Below are 25,844 nucleotides of genomic sequence, written 5' to 3' on the forward strand. Positions count from 1 at the left end.
TGGTGGTGAGCACCCGGACCCCCCGGGTCATTGAATCCCGCAAAACCAACCTGGAGCTGCTGCTTTCAAAACATATCGGCGACTGCGTCGCCCCCTGTAAGCGGGCCTGTCCCGGCACCACCGACTGTCAGGGTTACGTCGGCCTAATTGCCAACGGCGAATTTTCCGAAGCTTTAAAACTGATCAAAGAACAATTACCCTTGCCCGGAGCCATTGGCCGGGTCTGCCCCCACCCCTGTGAAACCGCCTGTCGCCGGGGGGAAGTCGATGAGCCCATCTCGATTGCCTGGCTCAAACGTTTTGCCTCTGACTTTGATATGACCCATGCGATGTTTGTACCGGAAATTGCCAAAGACACTGGAAAATCCATCGGGATTATCGGCGGCGGCCCCGGCGGACTCACCGCTGCCTATTACCTGATCCAGTCCGGTCATGCCGTGACCATTTATGACGCCATGCCCAAAATGGGTGGGATGCTGCGTTACGGGATTCCTGAATACCGACTGCCCAAAGGCGTGGTTGACGAAGAAGTGGGACTGATTGAAGACATGGGGGTGGTCTTTAAAAACAACACCCGGGTCGGTACCGATATCCCCTTTGACACCATCCGTAACAGCCATGACGCCGTCTACGTCGCATTAGGCGCCTGGACCAGTTCCGGACTAAGATGCGAAGGTATCGACGCTACCGGTGTCATCGGCGGAATTGAACTGCTGCGGCAGGTGGCCAATAACGAACCCATCGTTCTCGGTAAAAAAGTCGCCATTGTCGGCGGCGGCAACACCGCCATGGATGCCTGCCGGACTGCCATCCGTTTAGGCGCCAAGGAAGTCTATAATATCTACCGCCGCACCAAAGCCGAAATGCCGGCCGAAGCAATCGAGATCATCGAAGCCGAAGAAGAAGGGGTGATCTTTAAAAATCTGACCAACCCCATTGAAGTCATCAAAGGCGATGACGGCCAGATTGTTAAAATCCGGCTTCAGAAAATGGCCCTTGGCGAGCCCGATGCCAGCGGCCGCCGCAGCCCGATCCCGATTCCCGGCGAAGAAGAGATTCTTGACATTGATACCCTGATTCTGGCCATTGGCCAGGGCATCAACCCGGATGGGATTGGCGGCGAAAATGGCCTGACGCTGACCAAATGGAATACCGTGCTGGCCGATGAACAGACCTTCCGCACCAATCTGGAGGGCGTTTTTGCCGGTGGTGACTGCATCAACAGCGGCGCTTCCATTGTCATCAAAGCCGTTGGCGATGCCAAAAAAGCCGTGCCCTTTATTGAAGGCTACTTAAACGGTGAAACCATTGCCTACCATGAACCCTATTATGTTACCCGGGAAGTCGTCGATCAGGATTACCTCGAAAGCATCAAGAAAAATAAACGGCCGGCAATGACTCATCTGGCACCGGAAGAACGCAACGACAACTTCCTCGAAGTCGTCGAAGGCTATACCCCACTCCAGGCCGTGGAAGAAGCCAAACGGTGCCTCGAGTGCGGCTGCCAGGATTATTTTGAGTGTAAGCTGGTGGCCTATGCCAACGAATATGCGGTCAAACCCGACCGCTTCAAAGGAAAGAATCCGGAAGCAAAAATTCAGGACGACCACCCCTTTGTCATCCGGGATAACAGCAAGTGCATCACCTGTGGTCTCTGCGTCCGGGTCTGCGATGAAATCGTCGGCGTCCAGGCTCTGGGTCTGGTTGATCGGGGCTTTGAAACCATTGTCGAACCAGCCCTGCGCCAACCACTAAAAGACACCGGCTGTGTCAGCTGCGGCCTGTGTATCTCGGTCTGTCCCACCGGCGCCTTAAGAGAAGGTCTCACCGGCATTAAACAGATCCCGCTGGATACTGATAAAACCGAATCCACATGCGGTTACTGCTCTGCCGGTTGCCAGATTATTATTGAATCCAAGGGTGATACCATTATTAAAGCGATTCCCCGGAAAAACCATCAGGAGATCAACCAGGGGGTCATGTGCGGTCGGGGCCGCTTCGGCACCAACCTGGTGCAGTGGGGCGATCGCATCACCACTCCGCTGATTCGCAACAAACAAGGCGAGCTTATCGAAGCCACCTGGTATGATGCCCTGGTTGCCATTGCCAAAAAATCCCAGAGTATTGCCGCCCGCTATGGTGCTAATGCTGTGAAGATGGGGATTTCACCCAAATATACCAACGAAGAAATCCATACCTTCACCCGGCTGGCGGCAGTGCTCCGGGCGGAAACCTTCAGTTTCAGCAACCGTCATGATGGTGCGAAAGACGTTCTCAAGAGTGATTATCAGATCCGGGATATGAACGCCATTGTGACCGCCGATACCATTCTGGTCCTGGGTATGCTGCCGGTCAACAACCCGATTGTCAAGTATAAGCTCACCCAGGCATCAAAAAACGGCGCCAGTATTTTTGTCATCAACCATCTGGAAAGCGGTTATGATCACATCGCCGATGAGTTTATCACCGAATGCGAGGATCTGGAGTTTTTGGGAGAAATTACCAAGTATGTGCTGGAAAACGGAACCATCAACACTGATCTCAACAATCTGGAGCAGTTAAAAGCATCCCTGGAAGACTTTGACATCGGTGACGAAGCCCAGATTATCGGCGAAGGTCTGGTCAATGCCAAAAACCTGGTGGTGGTACTGGGTGATAAGTATATCACGGAAGAAGCATCTGCTTTGGTCGGCGATATACTGGCGCTATTGGGCAAAACAGACGGCAGACGCAGCGGTATCTTCAGAGTGGCTGTTAAGAACAACAGCCGGGGACTCACTGCCCTTGGGGTGACCAATACCCCGGAAGTTCTGGCCGATGCCAAAGCGCTGCTGCTTTTTGGTGAAGATCCCAATGCTGACTTAAGTGGCTATGACTTTTTAATGGTGCAGGATACTCATCTGACAGATGCCGCTCAGAAAGCTGACGTGGTGCTGCCAGCCCTGGCCTTCCCGGAAGTGAGTGGCACCTTTGTCAATACCGAAGGACGGTTACTAAAAGTAAAAGAAGCTGTGGACAATCCCCTGGAACTGAGTAATCTGAAAATGGCTCAGGCCATCGCGGATATTCTCTCAACCGATCTGGGATCCGCCTGTCCGGGCAAGATTTTAAAAGCCATTGGGGAAACTCATGATGCCTTCAGAAATGTGGGCGTCGGTGAACTGCTCAACGGCCAGCAAACCGAAAGCGGTGAAACCGCCCTTAAACCCTATCAGGAAGGACGTCTCTTTACGGAAATCCCCTATACTGATTATTTGATGAATGAGATTCAGGGCGAACTGAATAAGGTGATTAATCATTAAAATCCCTTTTATTATGAGCTTTTAAAGAATAGATCGTAGAACTCAATAAAATAACTAAAAATTGTCGATAAACTAAAAGTACCGTTTTGATGATCGTTTCAAAACGGTACTTTTTAGATAAAAGATGCAAAATAGAAATGCGGTTTTTGGTGTGTTATTCTTCTTCACAAATCAGTAAAAATATTTCTCGGGCGACCCCAGTTAGATTGGTTTGATCTTCAAAGGATAGGTTTCGGATTTTGGCTACAATGGGATTATTTCCTGAATATAAGGCATCAGCCTTCATTACAACTTGCATTTGCGACGGTGACATATTTGTCAATTGATAAGTAGCCGGATTAAGGGTGATACCAATTCGTTTTTCGTTTTTGATAAACTCCATTCGATTTCCGCAAACAAGACCTTGTTCAAGATAGGTCCATCCTTCACACTGGGCTTTGGCTAAAATTTTCTTCATTGTTGGCAACTCCTATAAAAATTATGTTACTTTAGTGAAATTATTGGACATTGTCCAGCTGTCCATGCTGAAATCGGTTGGCAGATCTAGCATAAACCAGAGTTTGAGTAATCCATAAAAACCCAATCAGTAAATAAGGAAAGATGCCAATATTAACTGCAATGGAAATGAGCAGACACAATGTCATAACACCGCAGTAAACAAAATTCATGAGTTGGTAGCAACGATAGGACGCCTTGTAAATCACAAATTTTTCAGCTTCATCACAACTTTTGATCCATTCTTTGTCAAAGTTAAAATCGAGTGGGTTGCCTTTTTTCTCGGGATACAAAACTTTTGTCAATTTTATCGTAAGAACCATCATGATTAAAGCAAACGATGTATTGAGTAAAAATAGAACCAGACCAATAAGTACAGGTTCATTCAGGGCATTAGTAACGGTGATTCCGAAGAGACAAAATCCACTGATCATGGTTGCCGAAATTAGCGGAAGTAAAACACCAAGCTGATGATCAATCTGATCAAAAAGGGCATCATCATTAGGATCTAGACGATTTAATTTATGTTTTACTGAGAAGAAGATAATTAGTATCAGCAATGCGCATAATCCAAAGATAAAGAATTGAATGTATAAATTGTTATGCAAGATCAAATTTTGAAAGTTTAATAAACCGTGGAAGATTGCGGTTTCAAAATGAATAATGAACCAACCCAATAATCCGCCAATCAGTGATGAGACGATGATGGCGATTAAAAATTTTAGTGTCTGTTTTTGTATTTTCATTGTTTACTCCTCTTCATATAAAAATAGTTCTTCAACGGTTGTTCCAAATACTTTAGCGATTCTTAGAGCCAAAATAACAGATGGGGAATAGTCACCCCGTTCAATCAGACTGATTGTTTGTCGGGATGTGCCGACCATTTTTCCCAAATCTGACTGGTTCAGATTATCGCGCGCACGATATTCCTTCAAGCGATTCTTCAATCCCACAATGGCACCTCCAGAGCCCATAATTGTTTTGACAATAATAAATGTCATGATGACAACTATTATTGTCAAAAACAGTATAACTCTGTCAATAATAATTGTCAAGTGAAGCTTTTCAATTTATTCAATGTTCAATCGTCAATACTTTTGGTATAATAACTATATTTGTATTATTGAGAGTAAAGAAAGAGAAAGCGAGATCAAATGAAAAGTATCTTAATCGATGGGAACAGTCTTTTTTACCGAACCTTTTACGCTATCCGGGAAATGTCAAATTCCAAGGGCGTGCCGACAAATGCCATTTATGGTTTTGTTAATATATTAGTTAAAATTCAAGATGAATATAAACCGGATTATTTAGGGATTGCCTTCGACCTTAAGGGGCCAACCTTCAGACATCTGGCTTATGACGACTATAAGGGCGGACGTCTCAATATGCCAGAGCTTCTGGCGGAACAGTTTTCAATTTTAAAAGAGCTACTAAGAAAAATGAACATTGCCATTGTTGAGCTGGAGGGTTATGAAGCTGACGATATTATTGGCACATTGGCTACCATCGGAGCTGAAAAAGGGATCAAAACAGAAATCATCACCGGCGATCGGGATGCTTTTCAGTTAGTGGGGCCGCAAATTAAGGTCTTGTATACTAAAAAAGGAATATCTCAATTGGAAGAAGTTGATGAAGCCTGGGTACAAAATCAGTATGGTTTGACACCCCCGGATCTGATTGATTTAAAAGCGCTGATGGGTGATAAATCGGACAATATTCCCGGAATTGCGGGAATTGGCGAAAAAACAGCGATCAAATTGATTCAGCAATATGGAAATCTGGAAGCGATCTATGATCACATTGACGATCAAAAAGGTAAGCAAAAGGAAAAAATCATCGCTGGAAAAGATGATGCTTTTATGAGTCGGATGTTGGGAACCATAAAACGGGACGTTCCCTGGCAGGGTGACTTTGAAGAACTGAGCTTTCACGATATTTTTAATCCTGAAAGCATTGCATTGCTCAAGGAATTGGAATTTAATACATTATTATCAAAAATAGATGCAACCGATACAGTGGAAACCATCGAAAAATGCCTTGACTTTCGTTGGATAAAAACGGCTGCTGAAATGGATGAATTGTTTAATAAAATGGCAAACGCCGCAGAAGTGATCATATATTATCATCAAGAGGATACCCAGATTTATTTTGCCCTTGGAATTGAAACGAGCTATTACTACCTTAATTCCGCGGCGGTTGTAAACTTGAAATTTTTTGATAAGCTCAAAAATTTGCCCAATATGAAAACAATCGCACTGGTTAGCCAGGATTTAAAGAACCTGATTCATATTTTTAATAAAAACGGCATTTGTGAAGTTAACGAAGCCTTTGATACCTATATTGCCACCTATCTATTGAGTCCTGGTGATCAGCGCTATGACTTAAAATCTGCCGCCTATCAGTATCTCAATCGAATGATTCTGGATGATGAGGAAATGTTTGGGAAAGGCAAAAAAATGATCAAGGCAGAAGACTTGGACGAACAGCTACTAGCTGACTATATGATCAAAAACTGTGAAACCATCAAAGATTTAAAAGCTGTTCTGGAAAGAGAACTTGAAACAACGGAAATGATGACCTTATTTAAGACCATCGAAATGCCTTTATTGGAAGTGATGGTATCGATGGAGGAACTGGGATTTAAAATTGACTTAAGCCAACTTGAAGTGCTTTCAGGTGAGTTTGAGAGCAAGCTTACCAGTCTCACCAGTGATATCTACGAACTGGCCGAAACGGAAAGTTTTAACATTAACTCTCCCAAACAATTGGGAGAGGTGCTTTTTGAACAGCTAAAACTGCCGATAGTGAAAAAGACCAAAACTGGTTATTCAACCAATATCGAAGTATTGGAGCAACTGATTCATTTTCATCCCATCATTGAAAAAATTATTGAGTATCGGATGCTGTCAAAATTGGATTCGACCTATGGCCGGGGGTTGATGGCTTTTGTAGAACCCAAAACCCAGAAGATTTATTCAACCTTTAACCAGACCGTGGCGGCAACTGGAAGGCTTAGCAGTTCGAACCCTAATCTGCAGAATATTCCGGTAAAAACAGAAATGGGACGAGCGATCAGGCGGGTTTTTGTACCTTCGACGAGTGATCGTATTTTGGTGGATGCCGACTATTCGCAGATTGAGCTCCGGGTTTTAGCCCACCTTTCAGGGGATGAAAACTTGATCGATGCGTTTAGAAAAGAACAGGATATACACACTCGCACCGCCTCTGAAATTTTTGGGATTTCACTGGATGCTGTTACCCGAACCCAGCGTGGCCAGGCCAAGGCCATTAATTTTGGACTGATCTATGGCAAACAGGCTTTTAGTTTGGGGAAAGATCTGGGAATCTCCCGAAATGAGGCGCAAGATTATATCAACCGTTATTTTTCCCGTTATCCCAAAGTTCAGGCTTATATGGATAATGTCAAACAACAGGTTAAAGAAGAAGGTTATGTGACCACCATTTGGGGAAGAAGACGTTACATTCCGGAAATAAACTCCAGAAATGCCATGCTGGTTCAAGCGGGTGAAAGGATGGCCCTAAATACCCCAATTCAGGGGAGTGCAGCGGATATTATCAAGCTTGCCATGATTAAAGTCTATAAACGCCTAAATGCGGAGAATCTAAAAGCACAGCTGATCCTGCAAGTGCATGATGAGTTGATCATTGATACCCCTAAAAATGAATGCGCCCAGGTGGAGGTACTGATTAAAGAAGAAATGGAAGGGGCGGCTCAATTAAGTGTGCCGTTAACGGTGGATGTAAACACCGGGTTGTCCTGGTATGATGTGAAATAGCAGGTGTAGTAATGAGAATCATTGGAATAACAGGTGGAATTGCTTCAGGCAAGTCCACGGTCACAGATATTTTAAAAAAACGCTTTAACTACATTGTCATTGATGCGGATCAATTAGCTCGCCAGGCAGTTGAGCCGGAAAGTCCTGGCCTAAAGAAAATTATAATGGCTTTTGGAGAGACGGTCATTGATGAAAATGGGGAATTAAATCGTAGTATGCTGGGAGAGATTATTGCTAATAATGACCATGCCAGGACAAAACTCAATGCGATGATTCATCCGGAAGTAAAAAAACTCTATGATCAGCAAATCAGCTTTTATCGAAAATCAGGAATTCCGACAGTTTTCTATGATTGTCCCCTGCTTTTCGAAACAAATCTGCAAAATACGGTCGACGAGACGATTTTGGTGGTTGCAGACAAAGAGATTCGCATTGAGCGGATCATGGAGAGAGATAATCTGACCAGGGAGCAGGCAATCAGACGAATTGAGATGCAGATGTCAGATGAAGAAAAAATCGCTCTGGCTGATACAATTATCGAAAATAATGGCAGCATGAATGATCTTTTAATCACAATCAATGTTTATTTTAGTCGAAGAAAGTTATTAGTGAGATAATCTTGCCATAATGAAAAATTCAAAAAAATGTCGATAAGTAAAAAAAATAGTTGAAATTATTAAGCCATTCCGTTATAATAAAAAAACAGGGTCAAAACACCTGTTATTATGCGAGGATGGTGGAACTGGCAGACACGCAGGTTTGAGGGATCTGTTGCAGCAATGCAGTGAGGGTTCAAATCCCTTTTCTCGCACCAATTTAAAAACAAAAAGTCGATTGCTTATGCAGTCGACTTTTTTCTTTGGATGACGATTTTGGTCTGATCCGTTGTTGGTTATAATTAAGTAAAAAAATAGGAATTTTTGTTATGATAACTTGGCTGTAAAATATTAATTTAAGCGACAGTGATTATGCGAGGTGAAGAATGAAAAAGAAAATATTATCAGGCGTTTTAGCGATTGTGCTATCGCTGGCAATGGTTAGTCCGGTGTTGGCGGACTCGAAAAGTGCCTGTGTGGCGATTGGTGCAGACAATACTGAAGCCCAACTCAAAACGGTTTATGGTTATTTTGATATTAAACGGGGCGATGTCGAGGAAACGGTGGTAACCAATGCGGATGAACGGGAATATCTGGAAGGTGTTGTATCGCTTGATAAAATTGGGTCTTTGGCCTTATCCAGTGTTTATGTCCAGGAAAAAAGTTCTGGCGGAATCGACCTGGAAACCCACAATATTGATTGGGTCACTGACGAGATGTATAAATCGGCCTTGGGAACGGCGGGAATCAAGAATGCCAAGGTGATTGTTGCAGCCTATACGCCGGTATCCGGAACGGGTGCGTTGACTGGCATCTATAAAGCCTATGAAGCAGCAACCGGTGATAGCCTTGATGAAGCGGCCAAAACAACGGCTGTTGAAGAAGTTGTGGTAGTTGGAGAACTTCAGGATGCCATCGGAGATGATGCGGTTAATATTATCAATAGTTTAAAAGGAGAAATTGCCCAGACCAAAACGATGAATGATGATCAGATTCGAGAACTGATCGTTGAGACGGCAGAAAAATATGATACTGTTTTGGATGACCAGCAAGTTGAAGAAATCTTAGTTTTGGTAAATAAGTTCAATGAACTGAATATGGATCCGGATACATTTATTAAGTTGATGGAGGCAGGCCAGCAAACCCAGGGCTTCTTCCAGCAGGTGCAGAACTTTTTCCAGGAAATTGGCAACTTCTTCACGAACTTAAAATAAGAAACAGAAAAACGAATGCGACCGTAAAACGCCATTGTAATCAAACCGATTAGAATGGCGTTTTTCTTTTTAGTAGAACTAAAAGTCAATAATCGTTTTCAAAATACTATTGACAAAAATAAGGTAAACAGATATCATCGTATCTAAAGAAACAAACTTTATTTCAGATAAAGCTTACTTTATAATAATAAATTATTAACAGCCCATTCAAAGAAGCATGGGTTGCAAGAGGTTACTGTGGAAGGACAATTATGAGATTCGTGCCAATATTTTGTTTACGAGAAGGAATGGTTGTTGCGTCGGATCTGTTTGGGGATCGGGGTGAACTGGTACTTCCGAGAAAAACAGTTTTAAATATAGAATTAATTCATAAAATTCATAAGTTTAAGTGTAATGGTCTCTTTATTGAAGAGGAACAGATCCAGAGCATTCCAATTGTGAAGACGATTGACAGCAGTTTGAGAACGAAGACCGTTAACGGGATCAAAGAGATTTTTATTTGTAAAGAGAATAACCAGCCGGTTCAAAAAGAACAGTTCACTGAGATGGAAGATCAAGTTGAAACAATAGTGGATGTGATCCTTAGGAACAAGGAAATGATGTTAAATATGGTTGATCTGAAAGTTTTCGATGACTATACTTATTTTCATTCAGTGAATGTTGCGGTATTATCCATAGGTCTTGGAACAGCCATGGGCCTTGATAAAACAGATTTATGCAACCTTGGATTTGGAGCATTACTTCATGATATAGGAAAGGTCTTTGTACCAAAAGACATTCTTCATAAGCAAGGTCCCTTGACGGATATTGAGTTTTCTGAAATGAAAAAGCATTCATTTTTAGGGTTTGAATATCTGGCCAGTGAATATGTTGGCAGTGTGGGAGCACAGGCTGGAATTCTGGATCATCACGAGAAGTTCTCGGGCGGAGGATACCCGAACAATGCAAAAGGTGACAAGATCTCGTTATATGGGCGGATTATCTCCATTGCCGATGTTTACGATGCCCTGACTTCAGATCGGCCATACCGAAAAGGGTTATTGCCCTCAGAAGCAATTGAATATATTATGGGTGGGACCGGAAATCTCTTTGACCCGGAGCTGGTGCGGGTGTTTGTTAGAAAAATCGCCCCTTATCCGGTTGGAACAACCGTTAAATTAAGCAATGGATTGTCGGGTATCGTCACAGATAATTTTGAGAGCTTTTGTATGCGCCCGAATATACGAATTTTTAAGAATGGCGATTATGAAATAAAACCCTTTGACATCTGTTTGGCAGATCGTCAAGCCCTGAATATTACTGTTGTAGACTATGCCAAGTAACACATTTTAATTTTGGAGGATTTTTTGTGAGAATAATTTTATTAGGAACCCCCGGAGGGGGGAAGGGAACTCAGGCAAAATTGATTTGTGAACACTATGGCATTCCCCATATTTCGACCGGGGATATCTTTCGTAGAAAAATTAAAGAAGGCACAACAGAAGGCAAAGAAATAAGCACTTATACGGAAAAAGGTCAGTTGGTTCCAGATCGACTCACGATTGGCCTTGTCGATGAACGCTTAAAAAATGATGACTGCCAGAAGGGTTTTTTGCTCGATGGCTTTCCCCGTGACAAAAAGCAAGCTGAGGCTCTGGATCAGATCATGAAGGCAAAGAACGAACAGATTAATTTCGTTTTTTTGATTGATGTGCCAAAAGAGATCATTGTTGAACGAATTATGGGACGACGGGTTTGCCCAAAATGTGGTGAAAGTTATCATATCAAATATAACCCGCCAAAGGTAACGGGAGAATGTGATGTTTGTGGAACCCCTTTAATACACCGAGCGGATGATCAGGAAGAAATCATTCTAGACCGATTGGCTATTTATAATCAAACAACTGAGCCAATTTTGGAATTTTATAGAAACAAAGGAATTCTTCATAAAATCAAGGGCGATGGCGGAATCCAAGATATTTTTTCACAAATCGTCACGATTTTAGATGGCGTAAAGTAACGTATAGAAAAAAAGAGAATCCTTTTGTCAAAGAATTCTCTTAGGGTCATCATTAATAGTTATTTGCCTTCCCAAAAAGCCTCGGCCTCTTTTTCCATTTTTTCCAGACGGGTATAATAATCGGGAAATTCATTCAGGTGAGCCAGGGCAATTTTTCCGGTGACGAAAGGATCATCGCCAGTTACGTTTGTGCGGGAGTTATCGGTGCCATGCTCGAGCTCAACATCCATGCCCATTCGAAACTGCTCAATGTCAAATTTACTCCAACTGATTCCTAGCATTCTGCCAATTTCTTTTGCCTGCTCGGTTGTAAATACTTTTTTTGCTGACATAATATCACCTCTTCTTAAAATTTTAAAACGTGACAATACTGGTTGGATTTATTAATACTCAGTTTCATTATAGGGAAAATCAATATATTTGTCAATCAATGAGTGAACGTGTCTTTTTTGGGATTATATATTTGGGGTAAAACAACTAAAATTATGCACACAGGAGGGAAAAATGGGGTTTAAGAAAGTTGCTGAAATACAGGAGTTTGCGCAAATTGAAAAGAAACTGATTGAATTGGATAACGAAAAAATTTTGCTGACAAAGGTGGATGGGGATTATTATGCCATATCAAATAAATGCCCCCACATGGGAGGATCTTTGTACAAAGGCACCTTGAGGGATGGTATTATTACCTGTCCAAGACATGGTGCAAAATATGACGCAAAAACTGGCAAGGGTTTGGGAAAACCGAAGATTTTATTTTTGGAATTTAAAATGGAGAATGATCGCAGTTATCCGGTGAAGGTCGAAGACGGTGCGATACTGATTGATATTGATGCTAAGTAAACACGACTAAAATTAATTACCCGAGTGCAGAATGCCGATATTAAAGGCTATTGCGGCACCCGGGCTTTTTTATAGTAGATATATTTTGATTTGTATGATTGTAAAGTTTTAATTTGTTTCCATCGATTCCAGTAGGGGAAGCGCTGCTTCCAGATCTTCATCAACCTGGTTTTCAACCAGTTTTTCAAGGATAATCTGCGGATCCATTTCCAGAATGGTTCGGTCGGAACCATCGCTTAGGCAGATTATGCCTGTTATCGCTGATGAAATTTCTACGGGTTGGATATCATTTAAATTAATTTCCAGGACGCTCACCAGTTTCTCAACTTGAATGGCGATCATTTCATCATCGGATAATTTTAATAATAGCAGATGGGAGGTGTTCAGGCTGGGGTCATCTTTGTCAAATAAGGCCAGGGCATCGACTACTGCATAATAGTGATCATTAAATTCTACAGCCCCCCGAATTATAGCATTGGTACCCGGAACTGAAATGGTTTTGCTGGCTTCGAGTGCTTCAACAACATATGACTGCTCTAAACCATAAACCTGGCCATTAATAACAAAGGTGGCCAGTTTCTTATGTTCATTGTTCATTGAGAAAGCAAAGTCAGATTGCTCGATTTCTTTATCATTTGATCTATTAATGGTGATCTCAGCATAGTCTGCCATTTTTTCAAAAACAAAAGCAATGACATCATTATGGTATCCGTCTGAATTTTTGTATTCACGATAACAGGAAGAACAGGCACAGCCTATGGAATAATAACTGTTTTCGTAAACAAGAATTTCGGATCGGGTTTTGCCATTGGCGACAGTGAACAGTTCATCGGGCAAATCCAGTATATCACCAACGTGATAAGCTTCGTTAGTTGTTGATAGAATCATTTTTTTGCGATCAGCAAAGACAGCAAATGAATTATTATCAGAATGGAGGGACTCTTCTAAAATGGTCCGAAACTGATCTTCACTGTCAAAGACGATGCCGATACCACCAACAGTGCGGTTAGGATTATTAAAATCGGTGATGGATGCCCCGTAAATATAGGTGTGACGATGATCATACAATGCTGTTTGCTCAAAAGGCGAAACAAAATACTTTTCCTGTTTGGAGTTAGCCAGAACTTCACTGATATAGGGGTCTGTGAGCGTTTTGCCAATATCTTCACTACGATTGGGATTTGAAACGGCAATGATGGTTCCAGTTTTATCAAAAATAAATAAATTGCTGTAAACGGTGTAAAGATCATTGATATAGACAAGAATCTCAGTTAACTGTTTTTCTTCGGAAGTTGTTCGCACGTCTTTCGCAAGAATACGCCGAATCGTCGAATCCAATGCCCACCAGCGGCAATCATTAGCGCGTTCATAAAGGTTCCGATCCATGATATCCACCGATAATGAGGCTAAAAAGCTGGTATCGACGAGGCTGGTCGAGACAACCGTTGAAAACAGATTGGAAACGGAGCTTTGAAAAAGACTGCTGGTGTTAGTGCCGATCCGTCCAATGGCTCTTAAAATTGGTTTTAGGCGTGAATACTCGGCATCGATACTATCATCTCTGGCAATGATCTGACCGTTATAGACGATGCGTTTGAGTGACCCGTTAATGGTTTGGGTTTTATTGATAATTTCATTAAGTTCTGACGAAAATGAGTCGGCCTGATGCATCAAACCGGTGGTCACCGATGTATCAATGCTTTTCAGATTTCGATTATCTCGGAAAGCCAGATGGAGAGGTAGCATCACATGACCTTTCCAGCCCAGACCATAGTATTTCTGGTAACCTTGAGTGGCAATGGTTTTGGCAATGTAATCAGAGCCCCGATAGTAGACAACACCATTAACACCAGATTCGACGGGTTCAACAATGGTACCGGTGGGGACATGGTTTTCATCACTGCTGGCGATGACCATGTTGGTGTCGTCGATGATGGTCATCACCGAGCCGTCGTAATCGTTGGTTAATTTTTCAAAGATTTGAGCCATCTCATTTTCGAAGCGGAAACACAAACAGATCAGACCGATCGCCTGGGAAGTCCCTTCCCGGCAGATTCGACTGGAAAAAATATGAGAATTTTTATCACCATATTGGAGTTTCGAATTCTTAAAATACTCGACGAAATTTTGTTCCCCATCCATTGTCTTGATCAGATTGGGTCCTTTGATCTGTTTTCCCAGGATTTCATTTTGCTCATCAAGGTTTGCCAATACCCGGTAGTTATTATCGAGGACGATAATATCTTCATAAACGGAGTATTTCGCAACATAGTCCCGCATCCGTCTCAAAATCAAGTTGCGGTCACTGTCAGTGCGATCCTGGTTTTCGACAAAGCGGCGAATATCGTCATCAGTGGCCAGAAAACCAATATCTGCGGTTCTTTCGAACAGGTTGCGGATGAGAATATCGATGGCCACCTGGGTTTTCGAAATAATCTTCTGCTCCATTTTTTTTAGTTTTTCAGAAACGAGGGTGTCAATCAGCTCTTCCTGCAAATCAATAAAGCCATTTTGAATTTTTGTCATATTGGGAAGAACACTTTTTGATTGGATCGGACAGTTGATTTCAGATAGCAGTTTAATATTATCCCACTGGTCATTTAAATCAGAGATACTTTTATTGCACTCCTGCACATCGGGCATATAGGTTAAAAAATCCTTTTGTTTATATATTATCATTTCAATCTCCTTTTATTAAAAAAGATGCTTAGTGGTTAAACGACTCCAAGTTAAGCATCTTCATTATAATTATAGCCTCAGTTAAATGTAGCATTTTTTTATGGATTTTGCAAGATAATATGGAAAGATTAACAAATTGAAGGGAGTGCTGGGATCGCAATGTTACCGATAAAAACAAAGAAATAATTAACGATTCATCCAAACATCAGCGTCTCCAGAAATTCCAGATCCTCCCGATTCGGTAAAATTTTGCTGGAAAGCTGCGTGTCAAAAACCATGATGTACTGATTTTTGGGATCAAATTTTGGCCAGACGATCTGCCCCTTATACTCAACTCTGAAATTAGGATTACCATATTTAATAAAATTGACCCAGGATTGCTGCATAATCCAGGATAAATTACTGATCTTGGTAGCACGGCGTTGCCCGATGCCGTTGCCAAAAACAAAGGGCAGTTCCATTCCATGGGCAGTATTCAGTCCGACAATTTTCAGGATTGTGGGATCAAAATCAAAATTGTAAAAATAAACATCTTCGCCTAACTGGGCATATCGTTTGGACATCATGACCATCCCGATCAAAAAAGCGGTATAGGTATATATTTCCTGCGCTCGCACCAAAGGCGAGTGGCCGGAATCAACAAAAAAGTGATCCATGGCTTTTTGAGCATTTTCTGGACCAAAAATATGATAGCAGAGCATCTGATAAATACCCAGATTCGTGTGACTTTTAATAAATAGGGACGACTCATCGGTATTATAGCCTGCCAGAATTTTTACTGGATTGAGCTCGCCATTTTTGAGTGCCTGAATAGGGTCTTTTGGCAACACAACGCCATCGTATACTGGCCAGAAACCAAAAGCGTTTGGAACCGTGGCTTGGTTTGACTTAACCATGGAAAGTGCTGCGAAAACATCGCCAGGAAGAGCTCGCAGTTTTTCAAGACCAGCTACTGAATCTTCAATACCATACAAGTCGCATAGCAGTTTTCCATTAGCCATGGTTTTTTCAAAATGACCGCGATTGAGCACTGAAAAGGCTGAAATTGAAAAAATAGATCCACTTTCAACCACGGCCTGATGAAAAAGCCCTTTTGCCAGCGGCGACAGCATCAGTGCTGTGACACTGTAGGCGCCGGCAGACTGACCGCCGATTGTGATTCGAGCAGGATCTCCGCCAAAGGTCTCGATGTTGGCTTGAAGCCAACGAAGGGCCTGGATCTGATCGAGTAAACCATAATTACCGGTAGTGCCAGCTTCTTCAAGCAACCCCCGGGTTGCCAGAAATCCCAGGGCGCCCAACCGGTAATTAATTGTGACAACCACGACGCCTTCCTGAGCCATCCGACCACCATCATAAATCATTTCGGAGCCGGAGCCTGAAGAGAAAGCACCACCATGTATGAAGACATACACTGGCAGGCGTTCATCTGCCTGAACTGCCGGAGTCCAAATATTTAAAAACAGACAATCTTCGCTTTTTCCGTCCATATGGTAAGTACTTGGAGAATCAACGGTAATACCACCCATTTGAAGCGAGGCGTTGCCATGTTTTGAGCAATCACGAACATCCTCCCAGGTTGGCATCGGTTCAGGGGCTTTAAAGCGACGACTGCCAATCGGAGGGAGAGCATAGGGAATCCCTTTATAACTGGACACGCCCCGTCGAAATTGCCCTTGAACTGGACCGGCTGGGGGATAAAGGATGGGTCTTTTAGACAAATCGTTTTTTTCTTTATTAAAAAAAAGCATAGCATTCTCCTTTGAATTGTGAAAGTAGCCCAGAATAAGGGACTTTATTAACGATGGCCAGCAGCGTATTATTGATTGGCAGGCCAAGTTTTGGGTGATCCTTGAACCGGACTCTGTGTGTAATCCTGATGATAGCGATACACGGTTTCGTAAAATTGATTATGAAGGTCAGTGGCCCGGCAATCGTAATTGAGCATTTTTTTTTGGAGGGGAGTCAAGTTAAAACGGCTTTTTTTCAAGCTGGAAAGAATTGGTAACCGTCCCTGATTTTTTATTGCTTTCAGGATAGCGGCGCCAGTTTGATTAAAACCCAGTACCCGGAGGTAGGGGACAAACGAGTCGGCCTGAAAGAGGTTTAAGCTTTCTTTATCCAGTTCCAGCAGCCGATTGCACAAAATTCGACGAACCCGGGTTTGAGGAATGCGTTTTGAGATGATTTTATTGACGCACTCATCCAGGCTTGTGGCAATTTTTAAAGCATCTCTGATTTTATGCTCGAGTCCTTCATTTACATAGGGGGTATTTCTTAGGTGATGAACATCATGGGAAAGAATCTGCAGTCTCAGGGCGTTGAGAAAATAATCATCGCCCTGGAGATTGTAGTTTTTATTAAATGAGTTAATCAGAAGTTCAGGCAAATAAGGAAGCCTGTTATCCAAGCTTCTTAAAATTGCTGTTGCTGATTCCGGGTGGACAAGGGCATCCTTTAAAATCGAACGGATACCACTGGCACTGAGATACTTAGAGGGCAATACGCTGTGATAGTCGGCTCCTTGCCGCTTAACAGTCATTGAATCGATGGTACTTTGGGTTTTGTGAAGGGCTTTAAGATATTCAAGAGCCAGGATGTTGTTCGGGGTTTTTAAAAGATTACTAGCCTCATGGCCCAGGTAGGAACGAATCGCCAGCTCTCGGGCACGGGGAAAAGAAACCCCGGTCGCCAACTCCAGTTTAAGGAAATTTTTAAATTCAGCTGGTTCTTGAACCAGTATCTCAGCCAGATTATTTAAAGGACGGATATGTCCGAATTCGGAACCAAAAGAGAGGACATCGATCACGCCGGTGGCATTAAAAATTTTTATTCCGCCATGTGCAAAGGTTTCGGCACTTTGGCAGGCGTAACCAAAAGGCAGTTCGCAGACCAAATCTACGCCAGCGGTCAGCGCTAGGCGGGCACGTTCCCACTTATTTAAAATAGCAAATTCGCCTCGCTGAGTCAGACTGCCACTCATAAGAACCATCACGGCATCGCACTGGCTTTCTTTTTTTGAAGTTTGGATTTGCCAGGCGTGACCCAGGTGAAACGGATTATATTCGGCAATGATACCAAGAATTTTCATATTGGCCTCTCTTTTGTTAAAAAAATAGCAATTTTTAAATTTATTATCGAAATATGACAAAAAAATAATGGTATTATTTGCTTATTACTGTTATTATATAGAACGTATGAAACGTAATCAATAAAAAACTAAAGGAGAGTAATTATTAATGAATGTACTTGTTATTAACTGCGGCAGTTCTTCACTTAAATATCAATTGCTTGATATGACTACTGAAGAAGTTTTGGCAAAGGGTTTAGTTGAAAGAATTGGTATCGAAGGATCTGTTTTGGTTCACGAAGCGCCAGGTCAAGACAAGGTTAAATTAGAACAACCGATGAAGACACATAAAGAAGCGTTGAATCTTGTCATGGCTGCTTTAGTCGATCCTGCACACGGGGTCGTGAAGTCTTTAGAAGAAATCTCTGCTGTTGGCCATCGGGCTGTTCACGGTGCTGAAACATTTTCTGATTCAGTCGTTATTGATGATGCGGTTATTAAGAGCCTGGAAGAGTGTTCAGAACTGGCACCTCTTCATAATCCAGCCAACCTGATTGGGATTAATGCGTGTCGGGAATTACTGCCAAACGTACCAATGGTAGCAGTATTTGATACCGCTTTCCATCAGACCTTGCCTGGTGAAGCTTTCATGTATCCACTCCCTTATGAATTATATGAAAAATTCAAAATCAGAAAGTATGGTTTCCACGGAACTTCTCACAAATTTGTAAGTCAGGCTGCTGCTGAATTAATGGGTAAAAAACTGGAAGACTTAAAACTGATTTCCTGTCATTTAGGCAATGGTGCCAGTCTCTGCGCCATTAAAAACGGTAAATCGGTTGATACGTCAATGGGATTAACACCGCTGGCAGGACTGGAAATGGGAACCCGGTGTGGCGATATTGACCCGGCTATTATTCCTTTCCTGGTCAACAAAGGCTACACTGTTGAAGAAGTTGATGTACTGATGAATAAAAAATCAGGTGTACTTGGTGTATCTGGAATCAGCTCCGATTTCCGTGATGTTGAAGGCGCTGCTAATAACGGTGATAAACGAGCGCAATTAGCACTGGATATTTTCCATTATCGGGTTCGAACAACAATCGGTGCTTATGTAGCTGCAATGGACGGCGTTGATGGTATTATTTTTACAGCTGGTTTAGGCGAAAACTCGACAACCTCCCGGGCGGCCATTTGCGGTGGTTTGAAATACTTGGGAATTACTATCGATCCAGTTGCCAACAGCAAACGCGGCGAAGCAACGATTATCTCTGATAAGGATTCTAAAACAACGGTAATGGTTATTCCAACCAATGAAGAATTAATGATAGCGAGAGACACACTGGCATTAGCTAAATAATGTAAAGTATTTCACTTGACAAAACGGGCAATCGTCTATATAATGATGATTGCCCGTTTGGAGTGATAAAATGAATTTTGAAATCAATAAGCTATTGCAGGAAAAAATAATCCCTTTTGAATTTGTTGTTAAAAATACCGATTTAAATGATATAGAGGGAGAACTGGATGAACATGGAGCCTTAGTGTGTGGAACCATTGAGAAGTTATCGAAAGGTAATTTTTTAGTAACTTTCACCATCGAGATGACTATGATCTTTCCCTGTGCGCGTTGCCTAGAACCAACCCCAATCGATTGTCTTTATGACTATACGGATACGGTAACGGTTGAAGATGACGAAGCAATACTTGATTTATTGCCCGTCGTTGAAGAATGCATTTATATTAATGAACCTTTCCGTGTACTGTGCAGTGAAGATTGTGCGGGTTTGTGTCCAAAATGCGGCAATAATTTAAATCACGAGCAATGTGAATGTGACAAATTTGGTGATTATGATCCTCGATTTGAAGCGTTGAAAAATTTATTGTAAGTGAAATGACTTTACTATTAGGAGGTGTGAGTGATGGCTGTACCAAAGAGAAAAACTTCAAAATCAAGAAGAGACAAAAGAAGAACACATTACAAATTAAATATTCCAGGAATGAGTACTTGTCCAAAATGTGGTGAAATTAAATTGCCTCATCGAGTTTGCAAGTCTTGTGGCACATACAAAGACGTTAGCGTTATCAGCTTCAACGAATAAACAGAGTCTAGACTCTGTTTTTTCTCTATCTGGGATTATTTCAGACCCGGATAATTTTTAGCGATAGTATTTACTGAATAGCTTTTTTCTGGGATAATAGACAGATATATGGGAGGGTATAATTTTGAATATATTTTTAGATGCCATGGGTGGTGATCATGCACCCTATGAAATCGTCAAGGGTGCCATTGATGCTGTAAAAGAATATGATGTCAAGCTGACCCTGGTGGGTCACAGGCAGGCCGTTCTAGAAGAACTTTCAAAATACGATTACCCTAAAGACAAGATAGAAATTCTGCACGCCGAAACAGTCATCGAGAATACCGAAGAACCAGCCATGGCGATTCGGCGAAAACCGGATTCCTCGCTGGTGGTGGCCTTGGATGAAATGAAAAAAAGAGAAAATGCGGTGCTGATTTCAGCCGGTAGCACTGGTGCACTTTTATCTGGTGGTTTATTAAAGCTTGGTCGGATCAAGGGGATAAAGCGGCCTGCTTTAGCGGCGACTTTACCCAAAAGCGATGGCGTGTTTGTGCTCATTGACACCGGTGCCAATGCCGATTGCAAACCAGAGTATCTGGAACAGTTTGCTCAATTGGGAAAAATTTATTCAGAAAATGTTTTAGGTAAAAATAATCCGGGGATCGGTTTGATCAATATCGGTGCTGAAGCAAAAAAAGGCAACAGTCTGGTAAAAGCTGCTTACGAGCTTTTGGAAACTGGTGATTTTAATTTTTTGGGCAATGTGGAAGCACGGGATCTACCCGAAACCAAGGCTGATGTGTTAGTCTGTGACGGATTCACCGGGAATATCGTTTTGAAATTAACTGAAGGCATAGCGGCGTATTTGCTCAAGGGAATGAAGACATCAATCATGAGCAACACCAAAGGAAAAATTGGAGGAATGCTGATTAAAGACAATTTACGAAGTTTTAAGAAGCAATTTGACTATGCTGAATATGGTGGGGCACCTTTTCTGGGAGTCAAGGGCGGAATCATTAAAGCCCATGGCAGCAGCGATGCCTTTGCCATCAAAAATGCAATAAGGCAGAGCATGAAGTTTATTGAAAATGATGTGTTGCAAAAAATAACTGATAATGTAAAAAATATGGAGGCTTAAATCATGGATGAACGATTCTTAAAAGTCACGGCGATTATTTCAGAACAACTTGATGTTGATATTGATAAAATTACCCTTGAGACCTCACTCATTGATGATCTGGAGGCAGATTCACTGGATGTGGTTGAACTGATTATGGCATTCGAAGATGAGTTTGGTACAAAAATTGACGAAGGTGCATTAGAGAATATCCAAACAGTGGAAGATATTATCAACGCAATTTCCTGAGTAAACAAAATGAGTGCCGAAACAAAAATTGGCACTCATTTTCAAACAATTACGAAGTTTACACCAGGCGTTTGCATGTTTGGTCTTTTGATTGGGAATAGCGAGAAACGCCCAGGCGGGATCTCGCAATCGATAAGGGGGGATATTACGTGACAATCGAAGAAAAAATCGATTACCGTTTCAAAAAGAAAGATTTATTAAAAGTAGCATTAACACATAGTTCACATTCAGGAAATTCAACCAATAATGAACGACTTGAATTCTTGGGGGATGCAGTATTGGAACTGATTATCAGTGAGTATTTATTTTTAGCTCACAAGTTATCTGAGGGTAAAATGACGAAAATCCGTTCCAATATTGTATGTGCCGAGTCTCTTTCCAAGGCGGCTTATGAGCTTCATTTGGGAGATCATATCTTTTTGGGTAAGGGAGAAATTGTAACCGGTGGCCGACAGCGAAAATCGAATCTTGCGAATGCATTTGAGGCCCTGATTGGGGCTGTTTTTTTAGACAGTAATTTCGAAACGACACGAAAAGTTGTCCTCAAAGTACTGGAAAACAATATTCAACTGGCGTTATCAGGTGCCTTGGTTAAAGACTATAAAACTGAACTTCAGGAGTATATTCAAAAGAATAATGACAATGTGATTGAGTATATTCTGGAGCGGTCTGAAGGACCAGAACACAACAAGACCTTTTATATCAATTTGATTTTTAATGGCGATTGTGTGAGTCATGGGATCGGAAAAAGTAAAAAAGAAGGGGAACAGGACGCTGCAAAGAATTATTTGCATAAGACCAGGAAATTGTAAATTGAGGTGAAGGCTTGTATTTAAAAAAATTGCGATTGTCGGGGTTTAAATCATTTGCAGACCCTGTAAGCCTTGAGTTTTCAGAAGGTATTTCTGCAATTGTTGGTCCTAACGGCAGCGGAAAAAGTAATATCACCGACGCCATCAAATGGGTTTTGGGTGAACAAAGCATAAAATCCCTGCGGGGAAAGAAAATGGAAGATGTAATCTTCTCAGGAACAGAAAAAAAACCAGCCTCAGGTTATGCCGAGGTTGTTTTGGTTTTAGACAACAAAGACGGCACATTGGAAAACTATCCTCAGGAAATAGCGATCTCACGAAAACTATTCAGGTCTGGGGAAAGTGACTATGCCATCAATAAAAAGAGCTGTAAACTTAAAGAAATTCACAGCCTCTTTATGGATACAGGCTTAGGAAAAAATGGTTATTCGTTAATCAGCCAGGGCAGTATCGAAAATATATTAGCCAGTAGCCCCACGGAACTTCGGAATATTTTTGAAGAAGCGGTGGGCATTGTATCGTATAAAACAAAAAAAAACGAGGCCGAAAAAAAACTGGAACAAACCCAGGGCCATTTGGATCGGCTTCGGGATATTATGACCGAAATCGAAAAACAACTAGGACCATTAAAAAACCAGTCCCGGAAGGCTCAAAACTGGTTAGTTTTGCATGAGGAATTAAAGACTGTTGATCTGGTCATCTTTTATCGGAAAATGAGCAGTGCCGTCACGGAACTTGAAGAACTAAAAATAAACCTTAAAAATCAAATAAAAAGCTGCAATCAAATTGAAGCGGCCATTCAAAAAAAGGATGAGCTCTATCAAAAATTGACCATCGAAAACCGCGAATTGGATCTTTTAACTGATGCTGAAAAGAAGAATCTTAGTGTTCTCAGCACGGATTTTGATCAGGTACAGCGGGAAGCGATCCGCTGTAAAAGCCAGTTGGAGGCCAATGAAATAAGCCAGCAACGGCTTGCCAAAGAGCAGGAAAATTTGTCTTTTCAGATTGATGAAGCCCGAGCCAGAATCAATGGTCTTGAACGTGAAAAAAAAGTCTTGCTCGAAAATCTTAAAAACCATGAAACGGCCTGGCGTGAAATGGATAACACGCTTCACAGTCTGCTGATTGAAGAACAGCAGGAAAAAGAGCGAATCAAAGCGACTCAAGATGCAATTCAAAATCATCAATCCCTTTGTGAAAGCTTGGAGATAAAGCGTTTTGAAGTAAAAACGGCAATCCAGGAGGCAACAACAGAATCATCTTTTATTAAAAAGCACTTGGATGAAGCCTTGGTCAACCAAAATCAAATCACTTCAGATTTGGAACAACATAAAATAGAACTGGACAAACTACGAGAAAAAAAGCAGCAACAGAACGAGCTCTATAGCCAGTTGCAGTCTCAGTATAGTCAAGTTTTGGAAGAACAGCAAAAAATTCAGCATCAGGTCCATCACATTTCCAATAATTTAAAAGTTAATGCCTCTAAAGCAGAGTATTTAAAGAATATTCAAAAAAATTATCAGGATTATTTTCCGACCATTCGAAAACTGATGACATCTGAAAAACTGCTGGGCCCGGTGATCCATGAGGTGTATGGGCCGGTTGGCGAACTGATCACCACAAAACCCAGGTATCTCCAGGCCATTGATATTGCGTTGGGGGCAAAAAGCCAGAACATTGTGGTAGCCACAGTTAAGGTTGCCAGTGATTGCATAAATCTCCTGAAAAAAGAACGTTTAGGACGGGCAACCTTTTTACCACTGGATAATTTAAAATACAATTCAATTGATGACCGAACCCGGGCGGCGCTTAAGAATATGTCCGGGGTGGAAGGAATTGCCAGTGAGTTGGTTAAAACTGAAGCTGCTTATGCGGCGGCAATCGAAAGTCTTTTAGGACGGATCATCGTTGCCAGTGATTTTGCTTCGGGACGAGCTATCCAGAATAAATTGGCATCGCGTTTTACGGTGGTGACGCTGGAAGGTGAAATCTTCTATCCCGGCGGTGCTATTGTCGGCGGTCAAAGCAAAGATAACCGGCAGTCCCCGCTGTCTAAAAAAATTGAAATCCAGAATCTGGAAAAGGAAATGGAAGCTTATAAAAAAGCCCTCGTTCTTGCAAAAGACCAGGAGTTACAGTCGCACGCATCAATATCTCAGCTGAGTAAACAATTAAAAGAATTGGAATATGAACACAATCGTTGCAAACAGGGTTTGTGGGAAAAAAATAAACGGATTGAAGATTTAACTGAAAAACAACATGTAAACACCCGTTCAATCGCAGTTCACAAGAAAAAGCTTCAGGAGCTAAGTCAGACACTCGAACAATCCAGTCAGGAACTGACAAAGATAGAAACGGCCTACAATCAGGCGAAAGAAGCGACTAAAGAGCAGGATTCCGATGATCGCACTCAGGAGATTCGGGAGCGGTTGGATGATTTTCGGTTAAAAATTTCTGACAGGCAAATGATCATCACTCAGATTAAAGGTGAAATTGCCGGGCTTGATCAACAAATTATCTTGATGCAGGAACAATTGACTCACCAAACAACCAAAAAAACGGCGTTAGAAAAAGAAATTGGATGCTACCACAGCGATTCGAACGACTTGATTCAACTTCAGCAGAATCTGGAGGCGGATTATCAACGATTGTCGAAGCTGATTGAAGCCCATCGCAACAAAAATAAACAAGCGACGGAACTGCAAAAAGCAAACGCCCAGCGCCTGGAAACACTGCAGGAAGAAATAAAAAACGACAATCACCAGTTGATTGTGGAGAATGACAGAAAGAACACTGTTTCCAGCCAGGTAAACAGTCTGCAACTACAGATGAACCATTGGGAAGATACTATCTATAAGAGTTATGAAATCAATTATTTGATGGCCGAAGATGCCTACCGGCAGCTGGAACAAGACAAGAAACTGGATGCGCTGGATTTATCTGAAGAACGTCAGCGTGATTTACGAGAAAAAATTAATGCTCTCGGTAATGTCAATCTTAATGCGATTGAAGAATATCAAGAAATTCTCATCAGGCATGATTTTATGAAAGCACAGATGGATGATCTTAAAGCCGGAAAAAGCGAACTGTTGGATATTATCAATACCCTTTATGACGCCATGACTGAGCAGTTTAAGGCTAACTTTATCAAGCTTCAGGAAAACTTCACCCGGATCTTCAGTATTCTATTTGAAGGCGGTCGGGCTTATCTGGAGTTTACCGATCCCACCGGGGTACTGGAAGGGGGAATTGAGCTGGTGGCTCAGCCCCCGGGGAAACGGCTGCGCCATATTTCGTTGCTTTCTGGTGGTGAAAAATCGATGGTTGCCATTGCTCTGCTATTTTCCTTTCTGGAAATAAACCCTTCGCCATTTTGTGTAATTGATGAAGTGGACGCCGCCCTGGATGATCACAATATTTACCGGTACATTTCGTATCTGAAAAAAGTGGCGGAACATAATCAATTCATCACGATTACCCATCGCCGCACCACCCTGGAAGTCTGTGATAATCTCTATGGGGTATCGATGTCCAAGGATGGGGTTTCGCAATTGGTGTCAGTCCGACTGACGGATTATGCATAAAAT

Annotated in this window: 21 protein-coding genes and 1 tRNA gene; 15 read left to right on the forward strand and 7 right to left on the reverse strand. The window is 42.0% G+C overall.

Annotation, left to right across the window (positions count from 1 at the left end; translation table 11 throughout):
* Positions 1-3,302, forward strand: a 3,302-nt coding sequence (locus ACWI_RS00070; RefSeq protein ID WP_070369408.1) for a molybdopterin-dependent oxidoreductase, incomplete at its 5' end; no start/stop codon positions are given.
* A gap of 154 nt (positions 3,303-3,456) precedes the next feature.
* On the opposite strand, the gene ACWI_RS00075 is transcribed toward ACWI_RS00070, so the two are convergent.
* The 3 genes from ACWI_RS00075 to ACWI_RS00085 are packed head-to-tail and all read right to left on the reverse strand — an operon-like array spanning position 3,457 to position 4,750.
* Positions 3,457-3,759, reverse strand: coding sequence for a hypothetical protein (locus tag ACWI_RS00075; protein ID WP_070369409.1), 303 nt, complete (start codon positions 3,757-3,759; stop codon positions 3,457-3,459).
* Positions 3,760-3,799: 40 nt separating this feature from the next.
* Entirely contained in the window at positions 3,800-4,543 is a 744-nt protein-coding gene (locus ACWI_RS00080; protein WP_070369410.1) for a DUF3169 family protein, read from the reverse strand.
* Between the two features lie 3 nt (positions 4,544-4,546).
* The gene (locus ACWI_RS00085; RefSeq protein ID WP_070369411.1) at positions 4,547-4,750 is read right to left on the reverse strand and encodes a helix-turn-helix transcriptional regulator; all 204 of its coding nucleotides are present in this window, start codon (positions 4,748-4,750) and stop codon (positions 4,547-4,549) included.
* A 201-nt stretch (positions 4,751-4,951) separates the two neighbouring features.
* Here ACWI_RS00085 and polA point away from each other — a divergent pair, with 201 nt between their 5' ends.
* From polA to ACWI_RS00115, 6 genes are all read left to right on the forward strand, one after another.
* Positions 4,952-7,594, forward strand: a complete 2,643-nt coding sequence (gene polA / locus ACWI_RS00090) for a DNA polymerase I (RefSeq protein WP_070369412.1) — start codon at positions 4,952-4,954, stop codon at positions 7,592-7,594.
* 11 nt (positions 7,595-7,605) lie between these two features.
* The gene (coaE, locus tag ACWI_RS00095) at positions 7,606-8,211 is read left to right on the forward strand and encodes a dephospho-CoA kinase (protein WP_070369413.1); all 606 of its coding nucleotides are present in this window, start codon (positions 7,606-7,608) and stop codon (positions 8,209-8,211) included.
* A 110-nt stretch (positions 8,212-8,321) separates the two neighbouring features.
* Positions 8,322-8,408, forward strand: a tRNA-Leu gene (locus ACWI_RS00100).
* Positions 8,409-8,576: 168 nt separating this feature from the next.
* Positions 8,577-9,404 (forward strand): DUF1002 domain-containing protein, encoded by an 828-nt coding sequence (locus ACWI_RS00105; protein ID WP_070369414.1) that lies wholly within the window; start codon positions 8,577-8,579, stop codon positions 9,402-9,404.
* Between the two features lie 287 nt (positions 9,405-9,691).
* Complete coding sequence (locus ACWI_RS00110; RefSeq protein WP_228883423.1) at positions 9,692-10,726, forward strand: HD-GYP domain-containing protein; 1,035 nt, start codon at positions 9,692-9,694, stop codon at positions 10,724-10,726.
* 26 nt (positions 10,727-10,752) lie between these two features.
* A complete protein-coding gene (locus ACWI_RS00115; RefSeq protein ID WP_070369416.1) occupies positions 10,753-11,403 on the forward strand; it encodes an adenylate kinase in 651 nt (216 codons plus the stop codon).
* A gap of 59 nt (positions 11,404-11,462) precedes the next feature.
* On the opposite strand, the gene ACWI_RS00120 is transcribed toward ACWI_RS00115, so the two are convergent.
* Positions 11,463-11,735: a DUF5661 family protein gene (locus ACWI_RS00120; RefSeq protein ID WP_026394762.1), complete on the reverse strand. Its 273-nt coding sequence runs from the start codon at positions 11,733-11,735 to the stop codon at positions 11,463-11,465.
* Between the two features lie 172 nt (positions 11,736-11,907).
* Here ACWI_RS00120 and ACWI_RS00125 point away from each other — a divergent pair, with 172 nt between their 5' ends.
* Positions 11,908-12,243, forward strand: a complete 336-nt coding sequence (locus tag ACWI_RS00125; RefSeq protein ID WP_070369417.1) for a Rieske (2Fe-2S) protein — start codon at positions 11,908-11,910, stop codon at positions 12,241-12,243.
* Positions 12,244-12,351: 108 nt separating this feature from the next.
* Here the strand turns inward: ACWI_RS00125 and ACWI_RS00130 are convergent, their stop codons facing one another.
* The 3 genes from ACWI_RS00130 to ACWI_RS00140 form a co-directional block, all read right to left on the reverse strand.
* Complete coding sequence (locus tag ACWI_RS00130; RefSeq protein ID WP_070369418.1) at positions 12,352-14,922, reverse strand: chemotaxis protein CheW; 2,571 nt, start codon at positions 14,920-14,922, stop codon at positions 12,352-12,354.
* Positions 14,923-15,116: 194 nt separating this feature from the next.
* Positions 15,117-16,673, reverse strand: coding sequence for a carboxylesterase/lipase family protein (locus ACWI_RS00135; RefSeq protein WP_070369419.1), 1,557 nt, complete (start codon positions 16,671-16,673; stop codon positions 15,117-15,119).
* 68 nt (positions 16,674-16,741) lie between these two features.
* Entirely contained in the window at positions 16,742-18,013 is a 1,272-nt protein-coding gene (locus ACWI_RS00140; protein ID WP_070369420.1) for a nucleotidyltransferase, read from the reverse strand.
* 148 nt (positions 18,014-18,161) lie between these two features.
* Here ACWI_RS00140 and ACWI_RS00145 point away from each other — a divergent pair, with 148 nt between their 5' ends.
* The 7 genes from ACWI_RS00145 (at position 18,162) to smc (ending at position 25,841) form a co-directional block, all read left to right on the forward strand.
* Positions 18,162-19,352, forward strand: coding sequence for an acetate/propionate family kinase (locus tag ACWI_RS00145; protein ID WP_070369421.1), 1,191 nt, complete (start codon positions 18,162-18,164; stop codon positions 19,350-19,352).
* 70 nt (positions 19,353-19,422) lie between these two features.
* Entirely contained in the window at positions 19,423-19,881 is a 459-nt protein-coding gene (locus ACWI_RS00150; protein ID WP_070369422.1) for a YceD family protein, read from the forward strand.
* A gap of 33 nt (positions 19,882-19,914) precedes the next feature.
* Positions 19,915-20,094, forward strand: coding sequence for a 50S ribosomal protein L32 (rpmF, locus tag ACWI_RS18345; RefSeq protein ID WP_084504954.1), 180 nt, complete (start codon positions 19,915-19,917; stop codon positions 20,092-20,094).
* A gap of 124 nt (positions 20,095-20,218) precedes the next feature.
* Entirely contained in the window at positions 20,219-21,214 is a 996-nt protein-coding gene (gene plsX, locus ACWI_RS00155; protein WP_070369423.1) for a phosphate acyltransferase PlsX, read from the forward strand.
* Positions 21,215-21,217: 3 nt separating this feature from the next.
* Positions 21,218-21,442, forward strand: coding sequence for an acyl carrier protein (gene acpP / locus ACWI_RS00160; protein WP_070369424.1), 225 nt, complete (start codon positions 21,218-21,220; stop codon positions 21,440-21,442).
* Positions 21,443-21,591: 149 nt separating this feature from the next.
* Positions 21,592-22,254: a ribonuclease III gene (gene rnc / locus ACWI_RS00165; RefSeq protein WP_070369425.1), complete on the forward strand. Its 663-nt coding sequence runs from the start codon at positions 21,592-21,594 to the stop codon at positions 22,252-22,254.
* 14 nt (positions 22,255-22,268) lie between these two features.
* On the forward strand, positions 22,269-25,841 hold the full coding sequence (smc, locus tag ACWI_RS00170; RefSeq protein ID WP_070369426.1) for a chromosome segregation protein SMC: 3,573 nt from the start codon (positions 22,269-22,271) through the stop codon (positions 25,839-25,841).
* The last annotated feature ends 3 nt before the right edge of the window (positions 25,842-25,844 follow it).

It is taken from the genome of Acetobacterium wieringae (assembly GCF_001766835.1).
Taxonomy (GTDB): Bacteria; Bacillota; Clostridia; order Eubacteriales; family Eubacteriaceae; genus Acetobacterium; species Acetobacterium wieringae.